We start from the raw sequence: 25,262 nt of genomic DNA on the forward strand, positions 1-25,262 counted from the left end.
AGCGCAGGCCCGGGCGGCCGGCATCCCCGGGGATGCCGGCCGCTGCCGTTCAGGCTACCAGGAAATGCTCGGCGGTGATCGCCTTGTCGGCACCGATATGGGCGAAGACGATAGCCGCGCTGCCGCCCAACCCGTCCGCATCATAGCGGAGCTTGCCGCCTTCGGCGTCGTAGAGGATGCGGGTATCGGCATCCAGGGCGCGCCGGCCATAGGCGAAGGCGCCGGGATCGAGCAGGCCCACGAGCCCAAGCGCGGTGAAGACGGCCTGATCCAGCACGATCATGTCCTCGGCTTCGGAGAAATCGACGATGCGGTCGATCTCGCCAGGGGCAAGATGGCTGAAGACGAAGCTGTCCCTGCCTGCGCCGCCGACCAGGCGGTCCGCACCGCTGCCGCCATCCAGGACATCATCGCCGCTGGCGCCGACGAGGGTATCTGCCCCGGCACCGCCCGACAGCGTGTCACCCCCGCCGCCCCCGGCGAGCTGGTTGTCGGCACCATTGCCGATGATCCGGTTGGTCAGGGCATTGCCGACACCGTTGCCCGCCTCGCTGCCGGTCAGGACCAGGCTTTCCAGGCCGCCACCCAGCCTCCAGCCGATGCTGGCGAGGACCGTGTCGCTGCCCTGGCCGGCCTGCTCGACAATGATGTCGCCGATATTGTCCACCACATAGGTATCGTCGCCCAGGCCGCCCGCCATGCTGTCCGCGCCGGCGCCGCCATCCAGGCGGTTGTCTGCGGCATTGCCGGTGATGGCGTCATCGCCGGCGCCGCCCATGGCGTTCTCGATGACGGCGCCCTTGGCGATGGTGAATCCGCCTATGATGCCTGCGATGCTGGAGACATGGCCGCCGGCATGCTCGCCGGTGAGGGGCGCTTCGCGCAGGTCGATCGTGGCATTCCCGGCGAGACCCTCGGCGCTGATGGTGTCCAGGCCCCCGGCATCCCAGATGCAGGTCCAGAAGGTGCCGGCCCCATTGGTGCCGGGCAGCGCATAGGTGTCCTCGCCGGTGCGCGTCGTCATGTCGGCGCCGTAGAGGGTCTGGATGGCGGCGATGTCGAGCGCCATCGGCGTGGCCTCGTAGCCGAACTCCAGTCCCGCGGAATGGCCCGGGAAGGCGGTCTGCCACCCGTCATTGTAGCTCATCACGGTCCAGATGCCCTGGTTCATGGCATGGAGGCCCAGGCCGCCATCGCCAGCCCCCGGGAAGATCTGGCTGCCGCCGCCATCGTCGTGCGGGTGGGCAAGACCGAGGCCGTGGCCGATCTCGTGGATCAGGGTGATGAAGCTGTAGCCGCCCTGCTGCAGCACGGCCTCGTTCCACAAATTCGGCGCGGCGTTGAAGACGCCAAGCAGGGGCGCCGGACTGCTGCCGTCCGGCGTCATGTGGAAGCCGAGGGTGCCGGTATCATCCACCAGCTCGGCCATCACGGAATCCGTGACCAGCACGTAATTCAGGTCCAGGTCGGGCGTGCCAGGCGCCATCTCGGTGAAGGAGAGGCCGGAAACCTCGTCCCAGAGTCGGAGAGCCAGGCGCAAGGCATCAAGGCCCGTCTCGTCCCAGGAAAGACCGTCGATTGTCATGGTCTCGACCTGGCCGGTGTCGGGATCCGTCTCGCTCATCTCGGCGGTGGTGACCACCGACCAGGCGAGGCTGGCCGGGGTGCCAAGCGTACCGGTCCAGGCACCACCCCAGAACAGGGCGTCGACATAGATGAGGCCGGTCGGAGAGCGGGTGAGGTCTGGAGTGATGATGGCCATGCTGCTATCCCGGAATGATGCGAAAGCATGGGATAATCGGCGCGATGCCGGCATGAACGCAATACGATTAATTCATTAGGAGTTAATATACTTCTGATTTAGAATAGCGGCACTTCCAGTTGACCTCGGGCGGAGCGTCGCGGAGAATTCCGTGCATGAGCGCGCCGCCCCACCTCCTCGCCGCCGAGACCGAACACCCCCGCGATTTCCAGGGCTACGGCGCCCATCCACCCGACCCGCGCTGGCCCGGCGGCGCCCGCCTCGCCCTCTCCTTCGTGCTGAATTACGAGGAGGGCGCCGAGAATACCGTGCTGAACGGCGATGCCGGCTCGGAGGTCTTTCTCCAGGAAACCCCCGGCGGCGCCCCCGTGCCGGGCGAACGCGCCATCACGGTCGAGACGCAATATGACTACGGCGCGCGCGCCGGCGTCTGGCGCATCCTGCGGCTTTTCGCGGAGCGCAACCTGCCGCTCACCATCTATGCCTGCGGCCGCGCGCTGGAACTGAACCCGGCCGTCGGCCAGGCTTTCGCCGCAGCCGGGCATGAGGTGGCCAGCCATGGCTGGCGCTGGATCGACTACCGCACCGTGCCCGAGGCCGTGGAACGCGCCGAGATCGCGCGCTGCGTCGAGGTGATCCGGCGCACCACCGGCGCGGCCCCGGTGGGGTGGTATACCGGCCGCGTCTCGCTCCGCACCCGCCGCCTGGTCGCCGAGCATGGCGGCTTCCTCTATGACAGCGACAGCTACGCGGACGACCTGCCCTATTACGTGCGGGCGGCGGGCAAGCCCCTGCTGGTCATTCCCTATACGCTCGACAACAACGACATGAAATTCGCGGTGCCCCCCTGGCTTCACCGCGAATGACGGTTTCACCCAGCACCTCAGGGACAGCCTGGATTTCCTTCGCCGGGAGGGGCGCAGCCAGCCCAAGATGATGTCGGTCGGGCTGCATTGCCGCCTGGCCGGGCGCCCTGGCCGGGCCGCGGCGCTGGAGCGTTTCCTCGACCATGTCGCGCGCTGCCCCGATCTCTGGGTCTGCCGCCGCGCCGAGATCGCCCGGCACTGGCTGGCCACGCATCCGCCAGGGGCTTGAAAGCGGCATTGCGGCCGGGGCCGGGACCGGGGCAGCATCGGCCGGAAGGAGCATTGAGGGAGGGCAGGATGTCCAGCGCCGCATGGCTGACGCGCCGCAGCGCCCTCGGGCTGGCCGCCGCCCTGGCGCGCCCGGCCCTGGCGCAGCCCGGGCGCGGCACCAGCCGCATCATCGTGGGTTTCCCGCCCGGCGGCAGCGCCGATACCACGGCGCGCCTGGTGGCGGAGCGGCTGCGCGGCAGCTATGCGCCGAATGTCATCATCGAGAACCGGGCCGGCGCCGCCGGGCGCCTGGCGGTGGAGGCGGTGAAGGCGGCCGATCCCGATGGCACCACCATCCTGCTGACCCCCGCCAGCATGCTGACGATCTTCCCGCATCTCTACCAGCGCAGCCTGCGCTACAACCCCTTCACGGACCTGATCGCCGTCTCCCCGGCCGGCGAGTTCCCCTTCGGCATGGGCGTCGGGCCGCTGGCCCGCCAGGCGGCGAGCCTGACCGCCTTCATCGCCTGGGGCCGCGGCCGGGCGGAGATTCCCTATGGCAGCGCCGCGGCCGGCTCGGTGCCGCATTTCATGGGCGTGCAATTCGCCAGGGCGGCGGGGCTGGTGATGACGCATATCCCCTATCGCGGCTCCGCCCCGGCGATCCAGGACCTGATCGCGGGGCGCACCGCCTGCAGCTTCCATCCCATGGTGGATCTGGCGCCGCATGCGGCGGGCGGGCAGGTGGTGCTGGCGGCGGTCTCCTCGCCGCAGCGGCTGCCGCACTTCCCGGAGGTGCCGACCTTCGCCGAGCAGGGCTTTCCGCAACTCACCGGCAGCGAATGGTTCGGCCTCTTCCTGCCCGCGCGCACGCCGCAGCCGGTGGTGGAGGCGCTTAACCGCGCCATGGCCGAGGCCTCGGCCACGCCAGACTACCAGGAGGCCCTGGCCCGGCTGGAGATGCGGCCGCTGCCCATGTCGCCAGGTGATTTCGCGGCGCGGCTGCGGGCCGATCACGCCAAATGGGGCCCGATCATTGCCGAAAGCGGGTTCAAACCAGAGGAGGGATAGGTTTCCCATGGCAAAAGCAGGCAGCTACCCACTGGAAGGGCGGGAACTGATCGCCGAGGCGCCTGGGCTCAGGATGCAGATCCTGACCGTGGCCGCCGGGCAGGAAGTGCCCTGGCACTGGCATTCCGAGGTGACGGATACCTTCTGGTGCATGGAAGGCCCGATGGTCATCGAGACCCGCGCGCCACGCGAGGTGGTGGGATTGCAGCCCGGCCAGATGCATGCGGTGCCGGCGCGGCGGGCGCATCGGGTCACCGGCAAGGATGGCGGGCGCTGCCGATTCGGCATCCTGCAGGGCGTCGGGGTCTATGATTTCCAGCCGGTGGGCAGCTAGCCCGCGATCGTCCTGGGTGGAAACACCCGGGGCGATCCGGGTCTAGACTCGTCCTGGCCTGACCGTCTTGTATCTTGCGGACCGGTTCACGTCTTCCGGCTTCGCCTGCGGACGACCGGGCCACTCAGGCCGGCGCGACCTCCAGGACCTGCGGTGCGGTTTCCGCAACTGGGCTCTCCAGGGCCAGGACCATGCCGACCGGCACCACCGCATCCGCCGGCGGGTCGGGCAATTGCTGCACCTCGACCAGCCGCGCCTGCGACCAGGGCAAGCCGCCGCAGTCCGGCGGAACGCCGCCAGGGCAGACGGGAAGGATGAAGGCGCCATTGGCATATCGCCGTGCCGCTTCGGCACTGCTGGCGGCAACCTGGCAGCATCCGCGGTAGCGGCTCAGCATCCATGCCGGATCATTGAGCTGTTCCTTCGCAGGTCGCAGACAGAAGATCGGCATTGCTGAGCCCGCCCTGGAGCCTGTGTTGCGGCGCAAGGTGCAACGGCCGATGGCCCGTTGTCCTGCAACAGACAGGTGATGCGCGGTCACGATCATGCGGGCGGCAGGGGGTCCCGTAGATGTCAGGGAGCGTGGCGCCCTGCGGCACCGGCCACGGCAGGGCGCGCCGCACACCGACCGGAGCCCAGGCCGAGAGTGCAGCTTCGGCGCATGCATCCCGGCCTGTGCCCGGCGGAGCGGGGCGCTACCGCCCCTGTTCCCGCGCCGCCAATTGCTGGATCTGGTTGCGCATCGCCGTCAGCAGCGCCGCGATCTGCCCGTTGTTGCGCTGGATGACGGAGGAATACTCGCTCCTCTGCGTCAGGCGGAGCGAGGTGCCCTCGGCGATCACATCCACCACCCGCGGCTGACCGCCGACCTCGCCGACCCGCCAATCCAGGGAGAAGGGCGCCTGGTTCGGGCGTTCGATGATGGTGTTCACCAGCACGTCGTCCTCGGTGCGCTGCTGGGTGCGGCCGAGCGAGAAGCGCACCCCCTGATACTCGCCGAAGCGGGCGGAGAGGTTGCGGATCAGCGTCTCCTCGAAGAGCCGCAGGTATTCCTGCTGCTCGGCCGGCGAGGCCTGGCGCCACCAGCGGCCGAGGATGAAGCGGCCGACGCCCTCCACATCCACCGCGCGGCGCAGGATGGCGGCCACCTGCTGCCGCCGCTGCGCCACCGGGGCATTGGAATTGATGGCGGCCACCATCTCCTGGCCGGTGGCCTGGATGAAGGCGGCGGCGCGGCCGGGATCCGGCTGCGCCCGGGCCGGGCCGGCAGGGCCGAGCATGGTGCCGGCAGCCGTGCCGAGGCTGATGGAGAGCAGGGTGCGGCGATGGGTCATGGTCATACTCTCTGGCATCTCCGAGGGCGGCGGTTCAGCGTGCCGGGGCTTGGCCGGTTCCGACGCCGAAGCCGGTGCTGGTGGCCGCGGCGGGGGCCGCCTGGTCCAGCCGGTTCTCGATCTCGGCCTGGCGGCGTTGCCGGTAGGCGCTGCGGAGGGTGGCATAGGGGTCGAGCGAGCTGCGTTGCAGGTCGTCCAGCGGCTCGATCAGCCCCTCCCGCGTATCCACCACGGTCACGCCGGCCCGGCTCCAGCCCAGCGCATCCACCACCGCCCCCTGGCCCAGCCAGACGAAGGGATCGGCGGCGACGCCGAGGCCGAAACCCGTCAGGTCGCGCGGGTTCGAGGGGCCGAGCACGGGGATGAATAGATAGGGCCCGTCCCGCAAGCCCCAAACCGCCAGGGTCTGGCCGAAATCCTCGGTATGCCCACGCACGCCGAAGTGAAGCTGGGCGACATCGATGATGCCGCCGAGCCCGGCCGTGGAGTTGATGAGGAAGCGGCCGAGCGTGTCACCGGCGCGGCGCGGCTCACCCTGCAGCATGTCGTTCACCAGGATCACCGGCGTCCGCAGATTGCCCAGCACGTTGCGGATGCCGAGCCGCACCGGCTCCGGCACGACGGCGCGATACCCGACGGCGACCGGGCGCAGCACCACCTTATCGATGCCCTGGTGCACGGAATACATCGCCCGGTTGAAGGGCTCGGCAGGGTCGTTGGTCTGGCGGAATTCCGCCACCGCCTCCGGATCGGAGGGGTCGGGGCGGGTGGCGCAGGCCGAGAGCAGCAGCAGGGCGACCAGCGCGGCGGCCCCAAGGCCGGCGCGGGATGCGGTCAGGCGGGTGGTCAGGCGCATGGGTGGGACCTCTTGCGTCCTAATGTCGAGGCGGGGCAGGGCGGTGGCCGGGGGGCTGCACCGCAAGGCTGGGTTCGAATGCGGCCATAGCACCGTTTCCGGCATGGTTGTAACGCCCGAAACTGTCCCGGGTCGCAACGCTTGCGATCGCTGCCTGAAATGGGCAGAGAAGGCGGATGGACCATACCCCCCCCTGGCACCCTGCAGCGCTGGCTGACGGGTCCACGTTTCGGTGCGCTGCCGGCGCCCGCCGGCCTGCCCGCGCCCAAGCTTTCCTTCGAATTCTTCCCGCCGAAGACGGATGCGCTGGAGACCCAGCTCTGGTCCTGCATCCGGCGGCTGGAGCCGCTGCGGCCGCGCTTCGTCTCGGTCACCTATGGCGCCGGCGGCACCACCCAGGCCCGCACCCATGCGACGGTGGCGCGCATCGTGCAGGAAACCAGCCTGACGCCGGCGGCGCACCTCACCTGCGTCGGCGCCTCCCGCGCCGAGGTGGACGAGGTGGCGCGCGCCTATTGGGCGGCCGGCGTGCGGCATATCGTGGCGCTGCGGGGCGACGCGCCGGCCGGCGCCCAAGGCTACGTGCCGCATCCGGAGGGCTATGCCTATGCCGCCGACCTGGTGGAGGGGCTGGCGCGCGTCGCCCCCTTCGAGATCAGCGTCGCCGCCTATCCGGAGGGCCATCCCACCGCGCTTTCGGCCGATCACGATCTCGACAACCTGAAGCGCAAGATCGATGCCGGCGCCACCCGCGCCATCAGCCAGTATTTCTTCGACAGCGAAATCTATCTCCGCTTCCTCGACCGCTGCGCCGCCGCCGGCATCCGGGTGCCGATCGTGCCCGGCATCCTGCCGGTGACGAATTTCGCCCAGGTGCGGAAGTTCTCGGCGATGTGCGGCGCCGGCGTGCCGGACTGGATGGGCCGCCTCTTCGAGGGGCTGGACGAGGATGCGGAGACCCGGCGCATGGTCGCCGCCGTGGTGGCCGCCGAACAAGGTGCGGCTGCTGCAGGCCAATGGCGTGGACGAGTTCCATTTTTACACGCTGAACCGGCCGGACCTGGTCTATGCCATCGCCCATATCCTGGGCGTGCGGGCGGCGCCCTCGGTGCCAGCCGCGGCCAGCGGCGTGGCGGAGGAAAAGGCGGCGCCGCAAAGCCCGGCCTGAGTCAGGGCCTGCGCAGGCGGTCATAGACCGGCCGCAGCAGGAAGGGGCTGAGAAACAGCGGGAACTGGCAGAGCGCGAAGAACAGCAGGATGCTCGCATCCGTCGTTTCCGGCAGCACCGCCAGATACAGCGCCATGTTGCGGTTGCCCGAGAGCAGCCCGGCCGAGAGCGCCACGCGCTTGCCGGCCGGGGCGAAGGCCAGCGTGGTCAGGATGTTCAGGCCGAAATTGCCGGCGAAGGCGAGCGCGATGCCGCCCGCCACCCAGGCTGGCTCCGCCAGCAGCCTGGCCTGCATCCCGTCCATCACGCCGAAGCCATAGAGCACCACCAGCAGCACCACCGCGCCATCCACCGCCCGGCCGATCCGCGCCAGGAGCTCCGGCCCAAGCAGGCGCCGGAGCGCGATGGAGAGCAGCAGCGGCAGCCCCACCACCAGGCCGAGCCGCGCCATCAGCCCGCCCACCGAGATCGCCAGGTCGATGCCGAGCAGCCCCAGCGCCAGGGGCGGTGCGGTGAAGGGGATCAGCAGGGTGGAGAGCACCGAGGCGACCAGCGCGATCTCCCCGTCCAGCCCGACCAGCCGCGCGAAGGCGGGGGAGGAGGTGGCGGCGCAACCCGTCGCCATGATGACCAGCGCCGCCCCCAGCGGCCCGTCCAGCCCAACCGCGCGGACCAGCACGAAGGCGATCAGCGGGCAGGCCAGCAACAGCCAGGCCAACAGCATCAGCACCAGCAGCGGCCGCCGCAGATAGCCCAGCACCTGCGCCGGATCGACGCGCAGCAGTACCAGCGTCATCAGCCCGGCCACCACCGGCGTCACCACATCCCGGGTTGCCGCGGCCAGCGGCGGCACTGCCACGCCGACGAAGATGCCGGCGGCCAGCAGCGCGCCGCCGCGCCACGCCGACCATTCGAGAAAACCCAGGAGGAAGCGCAGCGGAGGAAGCCGGAACGGTTGGAGGAGTTCGCTTCCCGTTCTATATCGCCCCTGTGCGCACGCCAATCCTGCTGCTTCTCCTCCCCCTGCTCCTGGCCACTCCGGCCCATGCCTCCTGCACCAGCCAGCCTGGGCCGGGCGTGGACTGGCGGCGCTGCCTGATGGATGGCCGCGACCTGGCCGGGGCCGATCTCACCGGCGCGGTGCTGCGCGATGCCTCGCTGAGCCGGGCCAAGCTGGCGGGGGCGCAGTTGCAGAAGGTGGATGGGCTGAATGTGCGATTCGGCTTCGCCGACCTCACCGGCGCCGATCTGCAAGGCGCCGTGCTGAGCAATGCCGAGATGACCCGCACCGTGCTGCGCGGCGCGCAGTTGCAGCATGCCGACCTGCGCCGGGCGCGGCTCTTCGCCGCCGACCTCAGCGGCGCCGATCTCACCGGGGCGCGGCTCGACGGCACGGACCTGCTGAATGCCACGCTGGACGGCGCCCGCTGGACGGATGGCAAGCGCATCTGCGACACCGGCTCGATTGGAAGCTGCCGATGAGCGTCCCGGCCCCGCAGCCCGACTACCTGGCCCGCCTCAACCCGGAACAGCGGGAGGCGGTGGAGACGCTGGACGGCCCGGTGCTGGTGCTGGCCGGTGCCGGCACCGGCAAGACGCGGGTGCTGACGACCCGCTTCGCGCATCTGCTGATGACAGGCCGCGCCTTTCCCGGCCAGGTGCTCGCCGTCACCTTCACCAACAAGGCGGCGCGGGAGATGCGGGAACGGGTGGCGGCCATTCTCGGCCGGCCCGCGGAGGGGCTCTGGCTCGGCACCTTCCACGCGCTCTGCGCCCGGATGCTGCGGCGCCATGCGGAGCTGGTGGGGCTGACCTCCGCCTTCACCATCCTGGACACCGACGACCAGTTGCGGCTGCTGAAGCAGGTGATGGAGGCGGCGGCGGTGGACCTCAAGCGCTGGCCGGCGCCGGGGCTGATGGCGGCGATCCAGCGCTGGAAGGATCGCGGCCTGGCGCCCGGCAAGGTCACGCCGGCCGAGGACACCGACTACGCCAATGGCCGCGCCAGCGCCCTCTATGCCGCCTACCAGGCGCGGCTGCGCGACCTCAATTGCGCCGATTTCGGCGACCTGATGCTGCATATGGTGGAGATCTTCCGCGGCCACCCGGAGGTGCTGGCGGATTGGCAGCGCCGCTGCCGCTACATCCTGGTGGACGAATACCAGGACACCAACCTGGTGCAGTACCTGTGGCTGCGTCTGCTGGCGCAGGGGCATAGGAATATTTGTTGCGTAGGCGATGATGACCAGTCAATTTATTCCTGGCGCGGCGCCGAGATCGAGAACATCCTCCGCTTCGAGAAGGACTTCCCGGGCGCCAAGGTGGTGCGGCTGGAGAGCAATTACCGTTCGACGAAGCCGATCCTCGCCGCCGCCTCGCATCTCATCGCGCATAATGCGGGCCGGCTCGGCAAGACGCTGCGCGCCGGGCGCCGCGATGCCGAGGGGGAGAAGGTGCGCGTCGTCTCGCTTTGGGACAGCGAGGAGGAGGCGCGCATGGTGGGCGAGCGGATCGAGGCCGCGCGGCGCTCCGGCCATAGCCTCGCCGAGATCGCCATCCTGGTCCGCGCCGGCTTCCAGACCCGCGCCTTCGAGGAAAGGCTCATCACGCTCGGCCTGCCCTATCGGGTGATCGGCGGGCTGCGCTTCTACGAACGCCAGGAGGTGCGCGACGCGCTCGCCTATCTCCGCGTACTGGCGCAGCCGGCCGACGACCTCGCCTTCGAGCGGATCGTGAACCTGCCGAAGCGCGGCCTCGGCGATACCTCGCTCCGCGCCATGCACCAGATCGCGCGCGAGGGGCGCATGCCGCTCTATGCCGCCGCCGAGCGCCTGGCGCAGACCGACACGCTGCGCCCGAAGCCGCGCCAGGCGCTGCGCGAGCTGTTCCAGGGCTTCGCCCGCTGGCGCGAGGCGCTGCCGCGCGACGGGCATGTGGTGGTGGCCGCCACCCTGCTGGACGAGTGCGGCTATACCGAGATGTGGAAGCAGGACAAGTCGCCCGAGGCGCCCGGCCGGCTGGAGAACCTGAAGGAGTTCATCCGCGCGCTCGGCGAGTTCGAAAGCCTGGCCGGCTTCCTCGAACATGTCGCGCTGGTGATGGAGAACGACGAGAACGCCGAGGGCGACCGGCTTTCCATCATGACCCTGCATGGCGCCAAGGGGCTGGAATTCGACATGGTCTTCCTGCCCGGCTGGGAGGAGGGCCTCTTCCCGCATCAGCGTGCGCTGGACGAGGGCGGCGAGAAGGGGCTGGAGGAGGAGCGGCGCCTCGCCTATGTAGGCCTGACCCGGGCGCGCAAGCAGGCCATCGTGAGCTGCGCCGCCAATCGCCGCATCTACGGCAATTGGTCCAGCTCCATCCCCAGCCGCTTCCTCGATGAGCTGCCGCCGGACCAGATCGAGCGCGAGGGCAGCGGCGCCATGGCGCGGAACCGCATGGCGCAGATGCCCTCGGTCTTTGCCGGCGGCGGGCTGATGGCACGCAAGCCGCGCGTCATCGAGGCCGGCGCCTGGGAGGTGCAGGAACGCCCGGTGCGGGCCGAGGCGATCGGTATCGGCCAGCGCGTCTTCCACCAGAAATTCGGCTATGGCCGCGTCACCGCGGTGGAGGACGACAAGCTGGAGATCGATTTCGAGAAGGCCGGGCAGAAGCGCGTGCTCGACCGTTTCGTGGAGAAGGCGTGATGCCCGCCACCGGCCCCGAATGGCCGACCCCGCTCTCCCGCCGCCGCACCGAGCCGCTGGAGGCGCTCTCCATCGAGGGCCTGCCGGAACAGGCCGTGCCGGCCTTCGAGGCGGCCTTGCAGACGGCCTGCGCCACGGTCGGCTATTTCCGCGACGAGGCCACCGACACCTGGCGCGTGGATGGCCTGCGCGAGGCCGGGGCCGGCGATGCGGAACTGGCCGGCGCGCTGGCCCTGGCCGCCCTGGTGGCGGGCATCGACCCACCCGCGCTGCATTCCGCGCCGATCGAGGCCGAGGGCTGGCTGGCGCGCACGGTGGAGAGCTTTCCGGAACAGCCCATCGGCCGCCGCTTCCTGGTGCGGCCGACGCATCTGCCCAACCCTACCGTCTTCGGCCGGGTGGTGCTGCGCCTCGATGCCGGCCTGGCCTTCGGCAGCGGCGAGCACAATTCCACCCGCGGCTGCCTGCTGGGTTTCGAGCAGGTGGCGCATCGGCGGCCACGGCGGATGCTGGATCTTGGCACCGGCTCCGGTATCCTGGCCATGGCGGCGGCGAAGCTGCTGCGCCGGCCGGTGCTGGCGACGGATATCGAGCCCTGGTCGGTGCGCGTCGCCGCCGAGAATGCGCGGCTGAACGGGGTGCAGCGGCTGGTTTCGGCGCGGCTTGCGGATGGCTGGCGGCACCGGATGCTGCGCGGCCGGCGCTACGACCTGATCTTCGCCAATATCCTGGCCCGGCCGCTCTGCGCCATGGCGTATGACCTGGCGCAGCACCTGGCGCCCCGCGGCACGGCGATCCTGGCGGGGCTGCTCGGCACCCAGGCGCGCATGGTGCTGGCGGCGCATCGGCGGCAGGGGTTGATGCTGGAGCGGCGGCTGGATATCGGGCCCTGGACGACGCTGGTGCTGCGGAAAGGCTGAGCCGGCGGTTTTATCTTGCGGACCGGTTCACGCCCTCCGGCTTCGCCTGCGGACGACCGGGCCGCTCAGGCCATCACCCGCTCCGGCGGCCGCGCCATCCAGTTCATCATGGTGGCCGCCAGCCCCACCAGGATCATCACCGGCCAGAAGATGGCGTAGCTGCCCATCACCTCCAGCAGCACCGCCCCGGCCCCGGCGCCGAGGAAGCCGCCAAGCTGGTGCGACAGGAAGCACACCCCGTAGAGCGCGCCGAGGTCCACCACGCCGAAGCGCCGCGAGATGGCCGCGCTGGTCAGCGGAATGGTGCCCAGCCAGACGAAGCCCATCACCGCCGCGAAGACCAGCGTGCCGAACTCGCTCGGCGGCGCCAGCATGTAGCAGGCGATGGCGACCGAGCGCAGCAGGTAGATCCAGCCCAGCGCCAGCTCCGGCCGCATGTAATTGCTCACCCGGCCGCAGAGCCAGCTTCCGGGGATGTTGAACAGCCCGATCGTCATCAGCGCCATGGCGCCGAGCCCCGCCGGCAGGCCGCAGAGCGTGACATGGGAGGGCAGGTGCATGGTCAGGAAGGCGAGCTGGAAGCCGCAGGCGAAGAAGCCCGCGGTCAGCAGCGCGAAGTCGCGGTCGCGCAGCGCCATGCGCGCCAGATCCGGCAACCCGGCGAGCCCCGTCGGCGCCGGCCCGGCCTGCTGCGCCGGGGGCCCCCATTCGATGCTGCGCGCGACCGGCAGGATCACCAGCATGGTCAGCGCCAGGATGCCGAGCGTCACCACCGCGCCGAGGCTGCCGAGCAGGCTCTGCGCCAGCGGCACCATGGCCGCCTGGCCGAGCGAGCCGCCGGCGCTGGCCAGGCCGATCATCTCGCCCCGCCGCTCCGGCGGCACGGCGCGCCCGACCGCGGCCAGCGCCGCCCCGGTGCCGGTGCAGGAGACGCCGAGGCCGGTCAGCAGGCCGATGCCGAAGAGGATGGTGAAGACGCCGGGAAACAGCGCCGGGAGGGCCAGCCCGGCCGAGAAGAGCAGCGCGCCCCCCGGCCATGACGCGGCCGGCGCCGTGCTTGTCGGCCAGCGCGCCGGTGAAGGGCTGGCTCAGCCCCCAGACCAGGTTGTGGAAGGCGACCGCGGTGCCGAGAACGGCGGGCGAGAGTCCCTGCTCGGCCGCCAGTGGCAGCAGGAACAGCCCGAAGGTCTGCCGCGCCCCGAGGGCGAGGCTGATGGAGGCGGCCGCCGCGGCGACCACGGCCCAGATTGCGAACGGCATTGCATCATGAGAGGGCCGGGCGCGCCCCGGCGCAACCGCAAGGAGCGCCGACCCTGCCATGCGTTACGCAACGGTCTCCTGTCCGACAGCCGGAGGGGCGCAACGGCCGCCGGCCCTCAGGCCGGAAGCGCGGCGCCCTTGCCCAGCCGGGCGCGGGAGGGTGCCGGCGCGGCGGGGCGGGGCGCCACCGGCATGTCCAGCACGCGGGCAAAATCGCCGCGGGTGAGGCCGATATCGGCCAGCTCGCGCGGCGAGAGGGCATTCAGCTCCGCCAGCAGCCGCTGCCGGCGCGGCCAGGCGAGCAGCCGGTCTCCGATATGGGCGAGGGCGAGGCGAAGGGTCCCGGCGAGGGAAAGCTCGGGGGTGGTGCGGCGGGCGTCCATGTTCAGCGTTCCAGCATTCGCACGGGTCCGTTCGGCCCGGCGGCGCGATCCGGCCTCTGCCGCATCGCACCGGGATGACATAGACCCGGCAGCGCAGCATTCTCCGCGCCAAGCCGGCAGCCGAGCCATGCACGGGACGCATGATATTTCGTGGGTGCCAGCTTTTTCGATTAACCTGATGGCAAGGAATCGCCCGACGTGACCCCAGCCAGCCGCCTCGCCGCGCTCCGCGCCGAACTCGCCACGCTAGGCGTCGATGGGTTCCTGGTGCCGCGCTCCGACGAGTATCTGGGCGAATATGTCCCGCCCTCCGGCGAGCGCCTGGCCTGGCTCACCGGCTTCACCGGCAGCGCCGGGCTGGCCGTGGTGCTGGCCGACCGCGCCGCGGTCTTCACCGATGGCCGCTACACCACCCAGGTGGCGCAGCAGACCGACCCGGCGCTCTGGGAACGTCGCCACCTCACCGAGGAACCGCCCGCGGAGTGGCTGAAGCAGCACGCCGCCGGGCGCCGCATCGGCTACGACCCCTGGCTGCATTCGGAGGCCGCCCTGAAGCGGCTGGAGGCGCCGGGCGTGACGTTGGTGCCGCTGCCGGAAAATCCGCTCGATGCCATCTGGCAGGACCGGCCGGCGCCGCCCGCCGCGCCCGCCCTGCCGCACCCGATCGACTATGCCGGCAAGCCGGCCGCCACCAAGCGGGCCGAGGCCGCCGCCCTGCTGCGCGAGGCAGGCGAGGATGCGGCCGTGCTCGCGGATGCGCATTCCCTGGCCTGGCTGCTGAACATCCGCGGCGGCGACCTGGCGCATACCCCGCTGGCGCTCGGCTTCACCCTGCTGCGCGCCGACGGCTCCGCCGAGGTCTATCTCGACCCCGGCAAGGTGCCGCCGGAGACGCGGGCGCATCTCGGCAACGACGTGGTGGTGCGGCCGCGTGCCGAACTCGCCGCGGCGCTGCGCGGGTTGGCCGGCAAGCGCGTGCGCCTCGACCCGGAGGCCACGCCCGCCTGGTTCGCCGCCACCTTGCGGGAAGCCGGGGCCGAGGTGGTGCCGGGCGAGGATCCCTGCCGCCTGCCGCGCGCCTGCAAGAACCCGGTGGAGCAGGAAGGCGCCCGCGCCGCGCATCGGCGCGATGCGGTGGCGCTGGCCCGCTTCCTCGCCTGGTTCGCGGCCGAGGCGCCGCAAGGCGGCCAAACCGAGATCAGCGCTGCCGACCGCCTGCTCGCGTTCCGGCAGGAGGTGCCGCTGTTCCAGGCCGAGAGCTTCCCGGCCATCTCCGGCGCCGGCGAGGACGGCGCCATCATCCATTACCGCGCCACCCCCGGAAGCGACCGGCCGATCCGCCGCGATGAATGCTACCTGATCGACAGCGGCGGCCAGTACCGCGACGGCACCACGGATGTGACCCGCACGCTCTGGACCGGCCCCGGCGCGCCGCCGGCCCTGCTGCGCGAGCGGTATACGCGCGTGCTGCGGGGCCATCTCGCGCTCTCGGTGCTGCGCTTCCCGAAGGGGGTGGCGGGGCCGCACCTCGATGCCATCGCGCGGCAGCCGCTCTGGCAGGCGGGGCTGGATTACGACCATGGCACCGGCCATGGCGTCGGCAGCTTCCTCTCGGTGCATGAGGGGCCGGTGGCCTTCAGCCGCGCGGCGAAGCCGGTGCCGATCGCGCCGGGGATGATCCTGTCCAATGAGCCCGGCTATTACCTGCCCGGCCAATACGGCATCCGCATCGAGAACCTGCTCCTCACCCGCGAGGCGGCGGCGCAGCCGGACCAGGTGAAGCCATTCCTGGAATTCGAGACGCTGACCCTGGCCCCCTATGACCGGCACCTGATCGACCCGGCGATGCTGACCGTGGCGGAACGCGCCTGGGTGGATGCCTACCATGCCCGCGTGCTGGCGGAGGTTGCCCCGGGCTGCGATGCGGCGACGGCGACATGGCTGCGCGGCGCCTGCGCGCCGCTGTAACGGAGGGGGATGCCGCGCTTGCCGCGCGCCTCGCCGGCTGCCGCGTCCTGCTGGCCTATGGCCTGCTGGGCGAGGTGGTAGCGCGCTTCCGGCGGTTCGGCCTGGATTACATGGGCGCGCAGCGGGACTGGCTGTGCGGCCTCGGCATCCCGGCGGCGGTGGTGCTGGTGCCGACCGCCGCGCCGGTCGCGGAGAATGCCCGGCGGCTGCGGGCGGCGCTGGCGGCCGATCCCCGCCCGGCCGTGCTGGTCGCGCATAGCAAGGGCGGGCTGGAGGCCCTGGCGGCACTGCTGGACCCGGAAGCCTCCGGGCCGTGCCGTGCCTTCATCGCCTTGCAGTCGCCCTTCCTCGGCTCCCCCCGTCGCGGATGCGCTGGTCGCCGCCCGCCCCCTGCATCGGGCTGCCGGGGGCATCCTGCGCCGCCTGGGCCTGGGCGGCGGCGAGGGGCTGCATGACCTCACGACGGCAGCCCGCGCCGATTGGATGGGCGCAAATGCCGCGGCGGTCGCCACGCTGATGCAGCGGCTGCCGGTGCTCTGCTGCGCCACCCGGCTGGAGGCGCAAACCGCCCAGGGCCCGGACCGGCGGTATTTGCCGCTGGCCCGCTGGGTGGAGCGGCGCGGCGGCGGGCCGAATGACGGGTTGGTGCCGGTGGCCTCGGCCCTGCTGCCCGGCGCGCGGCATCTGCTGCGGGCGGGGGCGCATCGGGCGCTGGTCTCCACGGGCAAGGGGCGCGATCCGGTGGGGGCGCTGCGGCAGGCGCTGGGGGTGGTGCTGGAGTGACCTCGCCTGGCGTCCGGGAAGCGACCTGGATCACGGCAATATCGCAACGGAAGCGACGTATCGGAGATGGGCTGCTCCTTCGGGCAGCCAAAGCGCGGCTGCGGGAAGCGGTCTCCGTCTCGCGGTCGTGACGGGCGGCGCGGCGATGGGGCCGGGTTGCGGTTGACGCTCGGCGATGCAACCAAGGACAGTCGTATCGGGCGGCCGCCGCCCGTGACCTGAAAGGCAAGCCGCCATGCGCCGCAGGACCCTCGTGCTCGCCGCCGCGGCCCTGCCCGCCGGCGCTGTCGCGCAGCCCGGCGCCGGGGCGCCCGCCGACCCCGCCTTGCAGGCGGCGCTGCGGGACTATGCCGCCCTGCCCGACGAAACCACCCTGCTGGTCGAGGCGGAAGCCCCGGCCGGTGCCTGGCGCTTGGCCCACCAGCCGGACCGGCCGGCCTTCGTCGGCAGTTGCTTCAAGACCTTCGTCCTCGCCGCCTGGCTGCAGGAGGTGGAGGCCGGCCGCCGCAGGCTGGCGGAGCAGGTGGCGATCGATGACGAGGTCCGCTCCCTCATCAGCCCGGTCTTCGACCACCTCTCCGGCAGCACCACCGCGCGCTCCGTGCTGGAAGCGATGATCACCCATAGCGACAATACCGCCACCGACGCGGCCATGCGCGTCATCGACGTGGATCGGGTGCGCGCCGTGGTCGAGCGGGCGGGGCTGCGGGCCACGCGCATCCCGGCCTCGACGCGCCGGATGTTCACCGCCATGGCCGGCGCGCCGCCCGGCGCCGATCTCGGCTGGGTCGGCGTCCAGCGCGCGCTGGAGCAGCCCGTCGGCCCGCCGCGCCCGCCGGTGAACCCCTATGAGACGAGCGTCAGCACCGCGGCGGAGCTGGTCGGCTGGTATCAGCGGGTCCTGGCCGGGGCCTATTTCCAGCGGCCGGAGTCGCTGACGGAATTCCGCCGGGTGCAGGCGATGGGCGATGCGATCGCCATGGTGGTGCCGCCCGGCATCGCCGCCTATGCCAAGGGTGGCAGCATCTTCTGGCAGGACAGCAACGCGGTGGCGGTGGCCGGGCAGATGGTGGTGTGCGGCCGCCCCGCCACCTTCTGCTTCACCCTGACCTGGAGCGGCCCGGAAGCCGGGAACGCGGCCCGGCTGGATGCCTTCAAGGACGCGGTCGCGGCGGTGCTGCGCCGCACGGTCGAGATGCTGAGTTGATCAGCCGAGCCCGGCCATCTCCCGCCACTCGGCCTCGCTCAGCACCCGCACCCCAAGCTCCTGCGCCTTCGCCGCCTTGCTGCCGGCATCGGCGCCGACCACGACGAAATCCGTCTTCTTCGAGACGCTCTTCGTCACCTTGGCGCCGAGCGATTCCGCCCGCGCCTGGGCTTCGTCGCGGGTCAGCGTCTCCAGCGTGCCGGTGAAGACCAGGCTGCGGCCGGCGAAGGGGCCGTCGGCCTCGGTCGCGGCGGGGGCGGCTTCGGGCGTCACCTCGGTGGCGAGGTCGTCCAGCGCCGCCAGGTTGCGCGGCTCGTCGAAGAAATCCACCAGTTCCTGCGCGATGGCGGGGCCGATGCCCTGGATGCTGCCCAATTCCTCCCGCGCCTCGGAGCCGATGACGCGCGCCGCCAGCATCGCCTCCCGCCAGGCCGGAAAGGAACGGTAGTGCCGCGCCAGCAGCTTGGCATTGGCTTCGCCGATGCGGCGGATGCCAAGGGCGAAGATGAAGCGCTCCAGCGCCGGGTGGCGGCGGGATTCGATGGCGGCGAGAAGGTTCGGCACCTTCTTCGATTCCTCCGGCCGCTTCGCCTTGGCGCCCCAGCCTTCCCATTGCCGCATCCGCGCGGCATGCGGCGCCAGGCGGAAGATATCGGCCGGGCTGCGCACCAGCCCCTCGTCGAAGAGCTTCTGGATGTTCTCCTCGCCCAGCCCCTCGATATCCATGGCGTTGCGGCTGACGAAATGCCGCAGCCGCTCCACCGTCTGGGCCGGGCAGATGAGCCCGCCGGTGCAGCGCCGCACCACCTCGCCCGGCCCCCGCACGGCATGGCTGCTGCAGGCGGGGCAGGTCTCGGGGAAGGCGAAGGGCGTGCTCCCGGCCGGCCGCTTCTCCAGCACGACGGAGACGATCTGCGGGATCACGTCGCCGGCCCGTTGCAGCACCACCGTATCGCCGATCCGCACATCCTTGCGGGCGATCTCGTCCTCATTGTGCAGGGTCGCATGCATCACGATGACGCCGCCGACATTCACCGGCTGCATCACCGCCCGCGGCGTCAGCGCGCCGGTGCGGCCCACCTGGATCTCGATGCGCTCCAGGGTGGTGGTGGCCTGCTCGGCCGGGAATTTCCAGGCGATGGCCCAGCGCGGCGCCCGGCCGACGAAGCCGAGCCGCGCCTGCCAGTCCAGCCGGTCCAGCTTGTAGACGACGCCGTCGATGTCATAGGCGAGGCCGGCCCGCGCTGCCGCCATCTCCTGCTGGAATTCCGCGGCGGCCTCCGCATCGGGCAGCAGGCGGGAGAGCGGGTTCACCTCGAAGCCCCAGTCCCGCAGCCGCGCCAGATAGTCCCAATGCGTCGCCGCCGGCGCCTCGCTCGCCGCGCCCATGGCATAGGCGAAGAGCTTCAGGGGGCGCTGGGCGGTGATCCCGGGGTCGAGCTGGCGCAGGCTGCCGGCAGCGGCATTGCGCGGATTGGCGAAGACCCTGAGGCCGCGCTCGCCGGCGGCGATGCGTTCCGCCTGCTGTGCGTTGAAGGCGAGGAATTCGGCCTTCTCCATGAAGACCTCGCCGCGGATCTCGATGCTGTCGGGGCAGGGGCCGGCCAGGCGCTGCGGCAGGCTGCGCAGCGAACGAAGATTCTCGGTGACATCCTCGCCCACCGTGCCGTCGCCGCGCGTCGCGCCGCGCCGGAAGCGGCCGCGCTCATAGAGCAGGTTGACGGAAAGCCCGTCGATCTTCGGCTCGCCCACGAAGCGCAGCACCTCCTCGGCGGGCAGGCCGAGGAAGCGGCGGATGCGGGCGCAGAATTCGGTGAAATCCGCCGCATCGAAGGCATTGTCGAGGCTGAGCATCGGCACGCCATGCCGGCTTTTCGCGAAGTGCTCTGCCGCCGCCCCGCCCGGCCGGCGGGAGGGGCTGTCCTCCCGCAGCAATTCCGGGAAGCGCGCCTCGATCGCCGCGTTGCGGCGGAACAGCGCGTCGTATTCGGCATCGCTGACGGTGGGCGCGTCCTGCTCGTAATAGGCGCGGTTGTGCCCGGCGATCTCGGCGGCCAGCGCGGCCAGTTCCTCGGCCGCCTCCGCCTCGGTCAGCGCCTCGGGCGGGCGGCTGCGCAACACCGCGGCCGAGGTCACAGCAGCCCACCCGTCAGTAAACTATCCGCTGCTGCCCGCGCTGCATCCGTCACCCGCTCGCCGGCCAGCATCCGCGCGATTTCCTCCCGCCGCTCCCGCTTGTCCAGCGGCTCCACCAGGGTCGCCGCGCGCTCGCCCTTCAGGCGCTTGGCCACGCGCAACTGCTGCGCGCCGCGCGCCGCCACCTGCGGGCTATGCGTCACCACCAGCACCTGCAACCGCTCCGCCACCCGCGCCAGGCGGTCGCCCACCGCCGCCGCCGTGGCGCCGCCGATGCCGGCATCCACCTCGTCGAAGATCAGCGTCGGCACCGGCGAGCCCCGCGCCAGCACCACCTTCAGCGCCAGCATCAGCCGCGACAGCTCGCCGCCCGAGGCGATCTTTTCCAGCCGCCCCGGTGCCTGGCCGGGATTGGTCGAGACCAGGAAGGTGACGCGGTCCAGCCCATCCGCCGCCCAGCCGGATTCCTCGCGCGCCGCCACCTCCACCACGAAGCGGGCGCGGTCGAGCTTGAGCGGCGGCAATTCCTTGGCCAGCGCCGCTTCCAGCCGCCCCGCCGCCTCCCGCCTTGCCTCGGAGAGCGCCTGGCCGGCGGCGAGATAGGCAGCGCGGGCCGCCTTGGCCGTGGCTTCCAGCGCCGCGACCCGGCCGGTGCCGGCATCCAGCGCGCCCAGCCGCTCCTTCAGGCTGGCCAGCAGCGCCGGCAATTCCACCACCGGCACGCCATGCTTGCGGCCGGCGGCGCGCAGGCCAAACAGCCGGTCCTCCAATTGCTCCAGCCGGCGCGGGTCGGGGCCGCCTTCCTGCAACAGGCGCTCCAGCAGGGTTTCCGCCTCCGCCAGCGCATCCTGGGCAATGGCGAGATGCGTCAGGATCGGCTGCGCCTCCTCGTTCGGCGCCGGTAGCCGTTCCAGCGCCCGGGCGGCCCCGCGCAGCGCATCGCCGGGGCCGCCGCGGCGGCGGTCGCGCGGCTGCAATTCGGACATCGCGGTGGCGATGGTCTCGTTGCGCCGCTCGCCCTGCTGCAGGCGCTGGCGTTCCCGGGAAAGCTCCTCCTCCTCGCCCTCCTCCGGGGCGAGGGCGGAGAGTTCCTCCACCGCATGGCGGAGGAATTCCTCATCCCGCTGCGCCGCGGCGATCGCGGCCCGCGCCTCGGTGAGCGCCCGCTCCGCGTCCCGCCAGGCGCGCCAGGCGGTGGCGACGGCCTGGCGCCGCGGCTCCAGCCCGCCGAAGGCATCCAGCAGCCCGGCATGGGTGGCGGGGTCGGCCAGGCCCACCTGGTCGTGCTGGCCCTGCACCTCGACCAGCGTGGCGGCCAGTCGCCGCAGCAGCGCCACGGCCACCGGCTGGTCGTTGACGAAGGCGCGGGAGCGGCCATCGGCCTGCACCACGCGGCGCAGCACCAGCATCTCCTCCGGTTCGATCTCCTGGTCGGCGAGCAGGCTGAAGGCCGGGTGCCCCTCCGGCGGCAGGAAGCCGGCGGCGACCGAGCATTGCGACTGGCCGAGCCGCACCATGCCCGCCTCCGCCCGCATGCCGCAGGCGAGGCCGAGGCTGTCCAGCAGGATGGATTTCCCGGCCCCGGTCTCCCCGGTCAGCACCGTGAGGCCGGGGCCGAAGGAGAGATCGAGCCTTTCGATCAGCACGACATCGCGGATCGCGAGGGAGGCCAGCATCGCGCGGCGCGGCCTGGCGCCGCTAGAAGACCCAGTTCCAGGCGCGCCGGGCGAAGCCTGGACGGTCCTGTTCCGCCGGCGGCGCGCCCTCTACCAGCAGGGCGTAGCTGTCCTGGTACCAGGGGCTGCCGGGGGAAATTATGGCCAAGCACCGAGGCGGTGCGCCGCGCCTCCTCGGTCAGGCCGAGGGTGAGGTAGAGCTCGGTCAGGCGGTGCAGCGCCTCGGGCACATGGTTGGTGGTCTGGTATTCCTCCACCACTCGGCGGAAGCGGCCGATCGCCGCGGCATAGAGCCGCTGGCGCTGGTAGAAGCGGCCGATATTCATCTCCTTGCCCGCCAGGTGGTCGCGGCCGAGATCGATCTTGAGCCGGGCGTCGCGGGCATAGGCGGTGTCGGGATAGCGGTTCACCACATCCTGGAGCGCCGCCATGGCCTGTTCCGTGCCGCGCTGGTCGCGCTGCGCATCGGCGATCTGCTCGTAGTAGCAGAGCGCGCGGAGGTAATAGGCATAGGCGGTGTCGCGATGCGCCGGATGGAGCTGGATGAAGCGGTCCAGCGCGCCGATCGCCTCGGTGTAGCGGTTGCGCATGTAGTCGCCATAGGCCGCCATGATCTTGGCGTTGGTGGCCCAGGTCGAATAGGGGTGGTCGCGCTCCACCTGGTCGAAGAGCTCGACCGCCTGCGGGTAGCGGCGGGCCTGCAAGGCCTCCACCCCCGCGGCGTAGAGCCCCTCCGGCGACTGGTCGAGCGTCGCGTTGGCGGCGCCGCGCGGCGCGTTGAGCGAGGTCATGCGCCCATCCCAGTTCTGGAACCAGGAACAGCCGGGCAGGGCCGTGAGGCCGAGGAAAAGCGCGAGCAGGGGTATGGAGCGTCGGATCATCATGGTCCGGTCGGTCGGGGAGGGGCCGGCTCTATAGCATGATGCCGCGTCGGTCCACATGGGCCGGCCGCGCAGGTGCTGGCTTCAGGCGACCGCCGGGGCGGCGGCGGCCGGCAGCCGGGCGGCGGCACCCTCGGCCATGTGGCCGGGCACCGGGCGCCAATTGGCCGGGTCCGCGAAGAGGGCATGCAGCAGCCGGTTGTTCAGCGCATGGCCGGAACGGTGGCCGCCGAAGCGGCCGCGCAACGGCGCCCCGGCCAGCGCCAGGTCGCCCACCACATCCAGCAGCTTGTGGCGCACGAACTCGTCCGGGCGGCGCAGCCCGCCCGGGTTCAGCACCAGCGGCCCATCCACCACCACGGCATTGTCGAGCGAGCCGCCTTGCGCCAGTCCGGCGCCGCGCAGCCGGGCGATGTCCTCGGCCAGAGTGAAGGTGCGGGCATCGGCCAGCGCGGCGCGGAAGGCATGCGGCGTGAGCCGCAGCGAGAGCGACTGGCGGCCGATGGCGGTGGTCGGGAAATCGATGGTGAGGGAGGCTTCCAGCCGCTCCCCGCCCGAGGGGGCGAGTTCGGCCCAGGCGGCATCCGGGCCGCTGCCTTCCTGCACCCGGACCGGGCGCAGCACCTCGATCGCCTCGGCGGGGCCGAAGCCGGCCTGGGCGGTGAGGCCGGCGCAGTCGATCAGGAAGACGAAGGGGGCGGCGGAACCATCCAGGATCGGCACTTCCGGCCCATCCAACTCGATGATGGCGTCATCGACGCCGCAGCCGGCCAGCGCCGCCATGACATGCTCGACCGTGCCGATCCGGTGCTCCGGCGCCTCGGAGGCGCCGAGGGCGGTGCAGAGGCGGGTATCCACCACCTGGTCGAAAAGCGCGGGAATCTCGATGCCGATATCGGTGCGGCGGAAGAGGATGCCGGTGCCGGAGGCGGCCGGACGCAAGGTCAGGGCCACACGCCGGCCGCTGTGCAGGCCGATGCCGACGCAGCCGATAGCGGCCTTCAGCGTCCGGCGGCGGCCTGTCTCAAGCGGAATATACCCGTCCATGCGCGACCCTGTCTCCTTGGAGCGCCATGGCAGGCAGGGCACCCGGGGGGATAAGTGACACTTCGCCCCCGGGTCCGCGAGTCAAGCCTTGTTTCCTCATATTACGCTGCAAGGCTTTGTTTTTGCTGGATTATTGCAGCGCAATATCGCCCGGACAGTATCAGTTGGACTGGCGCCGCAGGAAGGTGGGGATGTCGAGCCCCATCTCATCCTGCTGCGGCGGCCGCGCCGCGGGCCGGGCCGAGGAGGGCACGGGTTCGAGGCGCGGCGCCACCGGCGCCGGCTCCGGCAGGGGCCGCCGCAGCAGGCCGCCGCCGGTCACCTGCTGGAACAACCCGCGGATGACGCCGGTGGGCGTCTGCGGCGCCGCGGTCGATACCGCGGGCCGGCGCGGCGCCTCGGGCGCCGCCACCTGGATCGGCCCGAGATGGACGGGAGCCTGCGGCGCGGGCTCGGGCTCCTCCTGCACCGCGACCGGGGCCAGGACCGGCGCGGCCGGGGCGGGGCCCGTCGCATGCGGCATGGACGGCGTGCGCAGCACCGCGCCGGCGGCGCCACCCGGCATGGGCCGGCGCGCGATCGGCTGCGGCGCGGCGGGGGCGGGGGCGGCGGCCGCCGGGCGGGGCGCCGGGCGGCCGCCGGCCACCACCACCAGCCCCTCCGGCTTCGCCGCCTGGACCGGCAGCGCATCGATGCCGGTGGCGACCACGGAGACGCGCAGCCTGCCGTTCAGGTCTTCCTCGACCGAGGAGCCGAAGATGATGTTCGCTTCCTCGTCCACCTCGCGGCGGATGCGGTTGGCGGCCTCGTCGACCTCGAAGAGGGTCATGTCGTAGCCGCCGGTGATGTTGATCAGCACGCCGCGGGCGCCGCGCAGGCTGGCATCGTCGAGCAGCGGGTTGCTGATGGCGCGCTCCGCCGCCTTCACGGCGCGGTCGTCGCCATCGGCCTCGCCGGTCCCCATCATCGCCTTGCCCATCTCCGCCATGACGGTGCGGATATCGGCGAAGTCGAGATTGACCAGGCCCGGCTTGATCATCAGGTCGGTCACGCCGCGCACGCCGTCATAGAGCACCGCATCGGCCATCTTGAAGGCCTCGGCGAAGGTGGTGCGCTCATTGGCCATCCTGAACAGGTTCTGGTTCGGGATGACGATCAGCGTATCGACGACGGATTGCAGCTCCTCGATGCCGGCATCGGAGGCGCGCTTGCGCTTCGGCCCCTCGAAGTCGAAGGGCTTGGTCACCACGCCCACCGTCAGCACGCCCCGCTCCCGCGCCATGCGGGCGATCACCGGCGCCGCGCCGGTGCCGGTGCCGCCGCCCATGCCGGCGGTGACGAAGACCATGTGGCAGCCATCGAGGTGGCGGGCCAGTTCCTCGGTCGCTTCCTCGGCGGCGGCGCGGCCGATCTCGGGCTTGGCGCCGGCGCCAAGGCCCTGCGTCAGATGCGGGCCAAGCTGCACGCGCCGCTCCGCCTTGCTGTGCACCAGCGACTGCGCATCGGTATTGGCGACGACGAATTCCACGCCGTCGAGGCCCATGGCGATCATGTTGTTGACCGCGTTGGTGCCGCCGCCGCCCACACCGATGACGGTGATGCGGGGGGCTGAAATCGGTGTGCTGGGCAACAGGCAAGGTGAGGTTGAGGGTCATGCGGGGAGTCTCCTCAGGCGAGGGTAAGCGGCTGCGGCGAGTCGCGTCTCGGGGTTGAA

20 protein-coding genes and 3 pseudogenes are annotated in these 25,262 nt (G+C 71.5%); 11 read left to right on the plus strand and 12 right to left on the minus strand.

Annotated elements, in window-relative coordinates; translation table 11 throughout:
• Positions 1–49 precede the first annotated feature (49 nt).
• Entirely contained in the window at positions 50–1,762 is a 1,713-nt protein-coding gene (locus KSF81_RS08495) for a M10 family metallopeptidase (protein ID WP_217378609.1), read from the minus strand.
• A gap of 155 nt (positions 1,763–1,917) precedes the next feature.
• Between KSF81_RS08495 and puuE the strand changes: the two are divergent.
• From puuE to KSF81_RS08510, 3 genes and pseudogenes are all read left to right on the plus strand, one after another.
• Positions 1,918–2,857 (plus strand): annotated as a pseudogene (gene puuE / locus KSF81_RS08500) (allantoinase PuuE).
• 68 nt (positions 2,858–2,925) lie between these two features.
• The gene (locus KSF81_RS08505) at positions 2,926–3,909 is read left to right on the plus strand and encodes a tripartite tricarboxylate transporter substrate-binding protein (RefSeq protein WP_217378610.1); all 984 of its coding nucleotides are present in this window, start codon (positions 2,926–2,928) and stop codon (positions 3,907–3,909) included.
• A 7-nt stretch (positions 3,910–3,916) separates the two neighbouring features.
• On the plus strand, positions 3,917–4,243 hold the full coding sequence (locus KSF81_RS08510) for a cupin domain-containing protein (protein WP_217378611.1): 327 nt from the start codon (positions 3,917–3,919) through the stop codon (positions 4,241–4,243).
• Positions 4,244–4,367: 124 nt separating this feature from the next.
• Here the strand turns inward: KSF81_RS08510 and KSF81_RS08515 are convergent, their stop codons facing one another.
• From KSF81_RS08515 to KSF81_RS08525, 3 genes are all read right to left on the minus strand, one after another.
• Positions 4,368–4,640: a hypothetical protein gene (locus tag KSF81_RS08515; RefSeq protein ID WP_217378612.1), complete on the minus strand. Its 273-nt coding sequence runs from the start codon at positions 4,638–4,640 to the stop codon at positions 4,368–4,370.
• A 298-nt stretch (positions 4,641–4,938) separates the two neighbouring features.
• On the minus strand, positions 4,939–5,583 hold the full coding sequence (locus KSF81_RS08520) for a phospholipid-binding protein MlaC (protein ID WP_254453422.1): 645 nt from the start codon (positions 5,581–5,583) through the stop codon (positions 4,939–4,941).
• Between the two features lie 28 nt (positions 5,584–5,611).
• A complete protein-coding gene (locus tag KSF81_RS08525) occupies positions 5,612–6,433 on the minus strand; it encodes a VacJ family lipoprotein (RefSeq protein WP_217378613.1) in 822 nt (273 codons plus the stop codon).
• A gap of 159 nt (positions 6,434–6,592) precedes the next feature.
• On the opposite strand from KSF81_RS08525, the pseudogene metF reads away from it, so the two are divergent.
• Positions 6,593–7,601, plus strand: a pseudogene (gene metF / locus KSF81_RS08530) (methylenetetrahydrofolate reductase [NAD(P)H]).
• A 1-nt stretch (position 7,602) separates the two neighbouring features.
• On the opposite strand, the gene KSF81_RS08535 reads toward metF, so the two are convergent.
• Complete coding sequence (locus KSF81_RS08535) at positions 7,603–8,460, minus strand: hypothetical protein (RefSeq protein ID WP_309139508.1); 858 nt, start codon at positions 8,458–8,460, stop codon at positions 7,603–7,605.
• 218 nt (positions 8,461–8,678) lie between these two features.
• Here KSF81_RS08535 and KSF81_RS31130 point away from each other — a divergent pair, with 218 nt between their 5' ends.
• From KSF81_RS31130 to KSF81_RS08550, 3 genes are read left to right on the plus strand one after another with little or no spacing between them, the layout of a single operon-like run.
• Complete coding sequence (locus KSF81_RS31130; protein WP_375293314.1) at positions 8,679–9,083, plus strand: pentapeptide repeat-containing protein; 405 nt, start codon at positions 8,679–8,681, stop codon at positions 9,081–9,083.
• Entirely contained in the window at positions 9,080–11,287 is a 2,208-nt protein-coding gene (locus KSF81_RS08545) for an ATP-dependent helicase (RefSeq protein ID WP_217378616.1), read from the plus strand. The genes KSF81_RS31130 and KSF81_RS08545 overlap by 4 nt, the downstream gene beginning before the upstream one ends.
• Positions 11,287–12,207 (plus strand): 50S ribosomal protein L11 methyltransferase, encoded by a 921-nt coding sequence (locus KSF81_RS08550; RefSeq protein ID WP_217378617.1) that lies wholly within the window; start codon positions 11,287–11,289, stop codon positions 12,205–12,207. The genes KSF81_RS08545 and KSF81_RS08550 overlap by 1 nt, the downstream gene beginning before the upstream one ends.
• Before the next feature lie 65 nt (positions 12,208–12,272).
• On the opposite strand, the gene KSF81_RS08555 is transcribed toward KSF81_RS08550, so the two are convergent.
• Both KSF81_RS08555 and KSF81_RS08560 read right to left on the minus strand, forming a co-directional pair.
• Positions 12,273–13,229 (minus strand): MFS transporter, encoded by a 957-nt coding sequence (locus KSF81_RS08555; protein ID WP_217381619.1) that lies wholly within the window; start codon positions 13,227–13,229, stop codon positions 12,273–12,275.
• A 354-nt stretch (positions 13,230–13,583) separates the two neighbouring features.
• Entirely contained in the window at positions 13,584–13,850 is a 267-nt protein-coding gene (locus KSF81_RS08560; protein WP_217378618.1) for a DUF1127 domain-containing protein, read from the minus strand.
• A 198-nt stretch (positions 13,851–14,048) separates the two neighbouring features.
• On the opposite strand from KSF81_RS08560, the gene KSF81_RS08565 reads away from it, so the two are divergent.
• The 4 genes from KSF81_RS08565 to KSF81_RS08580 all read left to right on the plus strand — a co-directional run bounded on the left by KSF81_RS08565 (position 14,049) and on the right by KSF81_RS08580 (position 17,808).
• Positions 14,049–15,818 carry an aminopeptidase P family protein gene (locus KSF81_RS08565; protein WP_217378619.1) on the plus strand — a complete coding sequence of 590 codons (1,770 nt, stop codon included), beginning with the start codon at positions 14,049–14,051 and terminating at the stop codon, positions 15,816–15,818.
• The gene (locus KSF81_RS08570; protein ID WP_217378620.1) at positions 15,788–16,273 is read left to right on the plus strand and encodes a hypothetical protein; all 486 of its coding nucleotides are present in this window, start codon (positions 15,788–15,790) and stop codon (positions 16,271–16,273) included. Before KSF81_RS08565 ends, KSF81_RS08570 begins: the two co-directional genes overlap by 31 nt.
• Positions 16,274–16,301: 28 nt before the next feature.
• Entirely contained in the window at positions 16,302–16,601 is a 300-nt protein-coding gene (locus KSF81_RS08575; RefSeq protein WP_217378621.1) for a hypothetical protein, read from the plus strand.
• Between the two features lie 235 nt (positions 16,602–16,836).
• Entirely contained in the window at positions 16,837–17,808 is a 972-nt protein-coding gene (locus KSF81_RS08580) for a serine hydrolase (RefSeq protein ID WP_217378622.1), read from the plus strand.
• Here KSF81_RS08580 and ligA read toward each other — a convergent pair whose 3' ends face one another.
• The 5 genes and pseudogenes from ligA to ftsZ form a co-directional block, all read right to left on the minus strand.
• Positions 17,809–19,926 carry an NAD-dependent DNA ligase LigA gene (gene ligA, locus KSF81_RS08585; RefSeq protein WP_217381620.1) on the minus strand — a complete coding sequence of 706 codons (2,118 nt, stop codon included), beginning with the start codon at positions 19,924–19,926 and terminating at the stop codon, positions 17,809–17,811.
• Between the two features lie 14 nt (positions 19,927–19,940).
• Positions 19,941–21,620 (minus strand): DNA repair protein RecN, encoded by a 1,680-nt coding sequence (gene recN, locus KSF81_RS08590; protein ID WP_217378623.1) that lies wholly within the window; start codon positions 21,618–21,620, stop codon positions 19,941–19,943.
• Positions 21,584–22,504, minus strand: coding sequence for an outer membrane protein assembly factor BamD (locus KSF81_RS08595; protein ID WP_375293315.1), 921 nt, complete (start codon positions 22,502–22,504; stop codon positions 21,584–21,586). The genes recN and KSF81_RS08595 overlap by 37 nt, the downstream gene beginning before the upstream one ends.
• Positions 22,505–22,585: 81 nt before the next feature.
• Positions 22,586–23,548 (minus strand): UDP-3-O-acyl-N-acetylglucosamine deacetylase, encoded by a 963-nt coding sequence (lpxC, locus tag KSF81_RS08600; RefSeq protein WP_217378624.1) that lies wholly within the window; start codon positions 23,546–23,548, stop codon positions 22,586–22,588.
• 160 nt (positions 23,549–23,708) lie between these two features.
• A pseudogene (ftsZ, locus tag KSF81_RS08605) lies at positions 23,709–25,203 on the minus strand (cell division protein FtsZ).
• Between the last annotated feature and the right edge of the window lie 59 nt (positions 25,204–25,262).

Source organism: Siccirubricoccus sp. G192 (assembly GCF_019084075.1).
Lineage (GTDB): Bacteria > Pseudomonadota > Alphaproteobacteria > Acetobacterales > Acetobacteraceae > G192.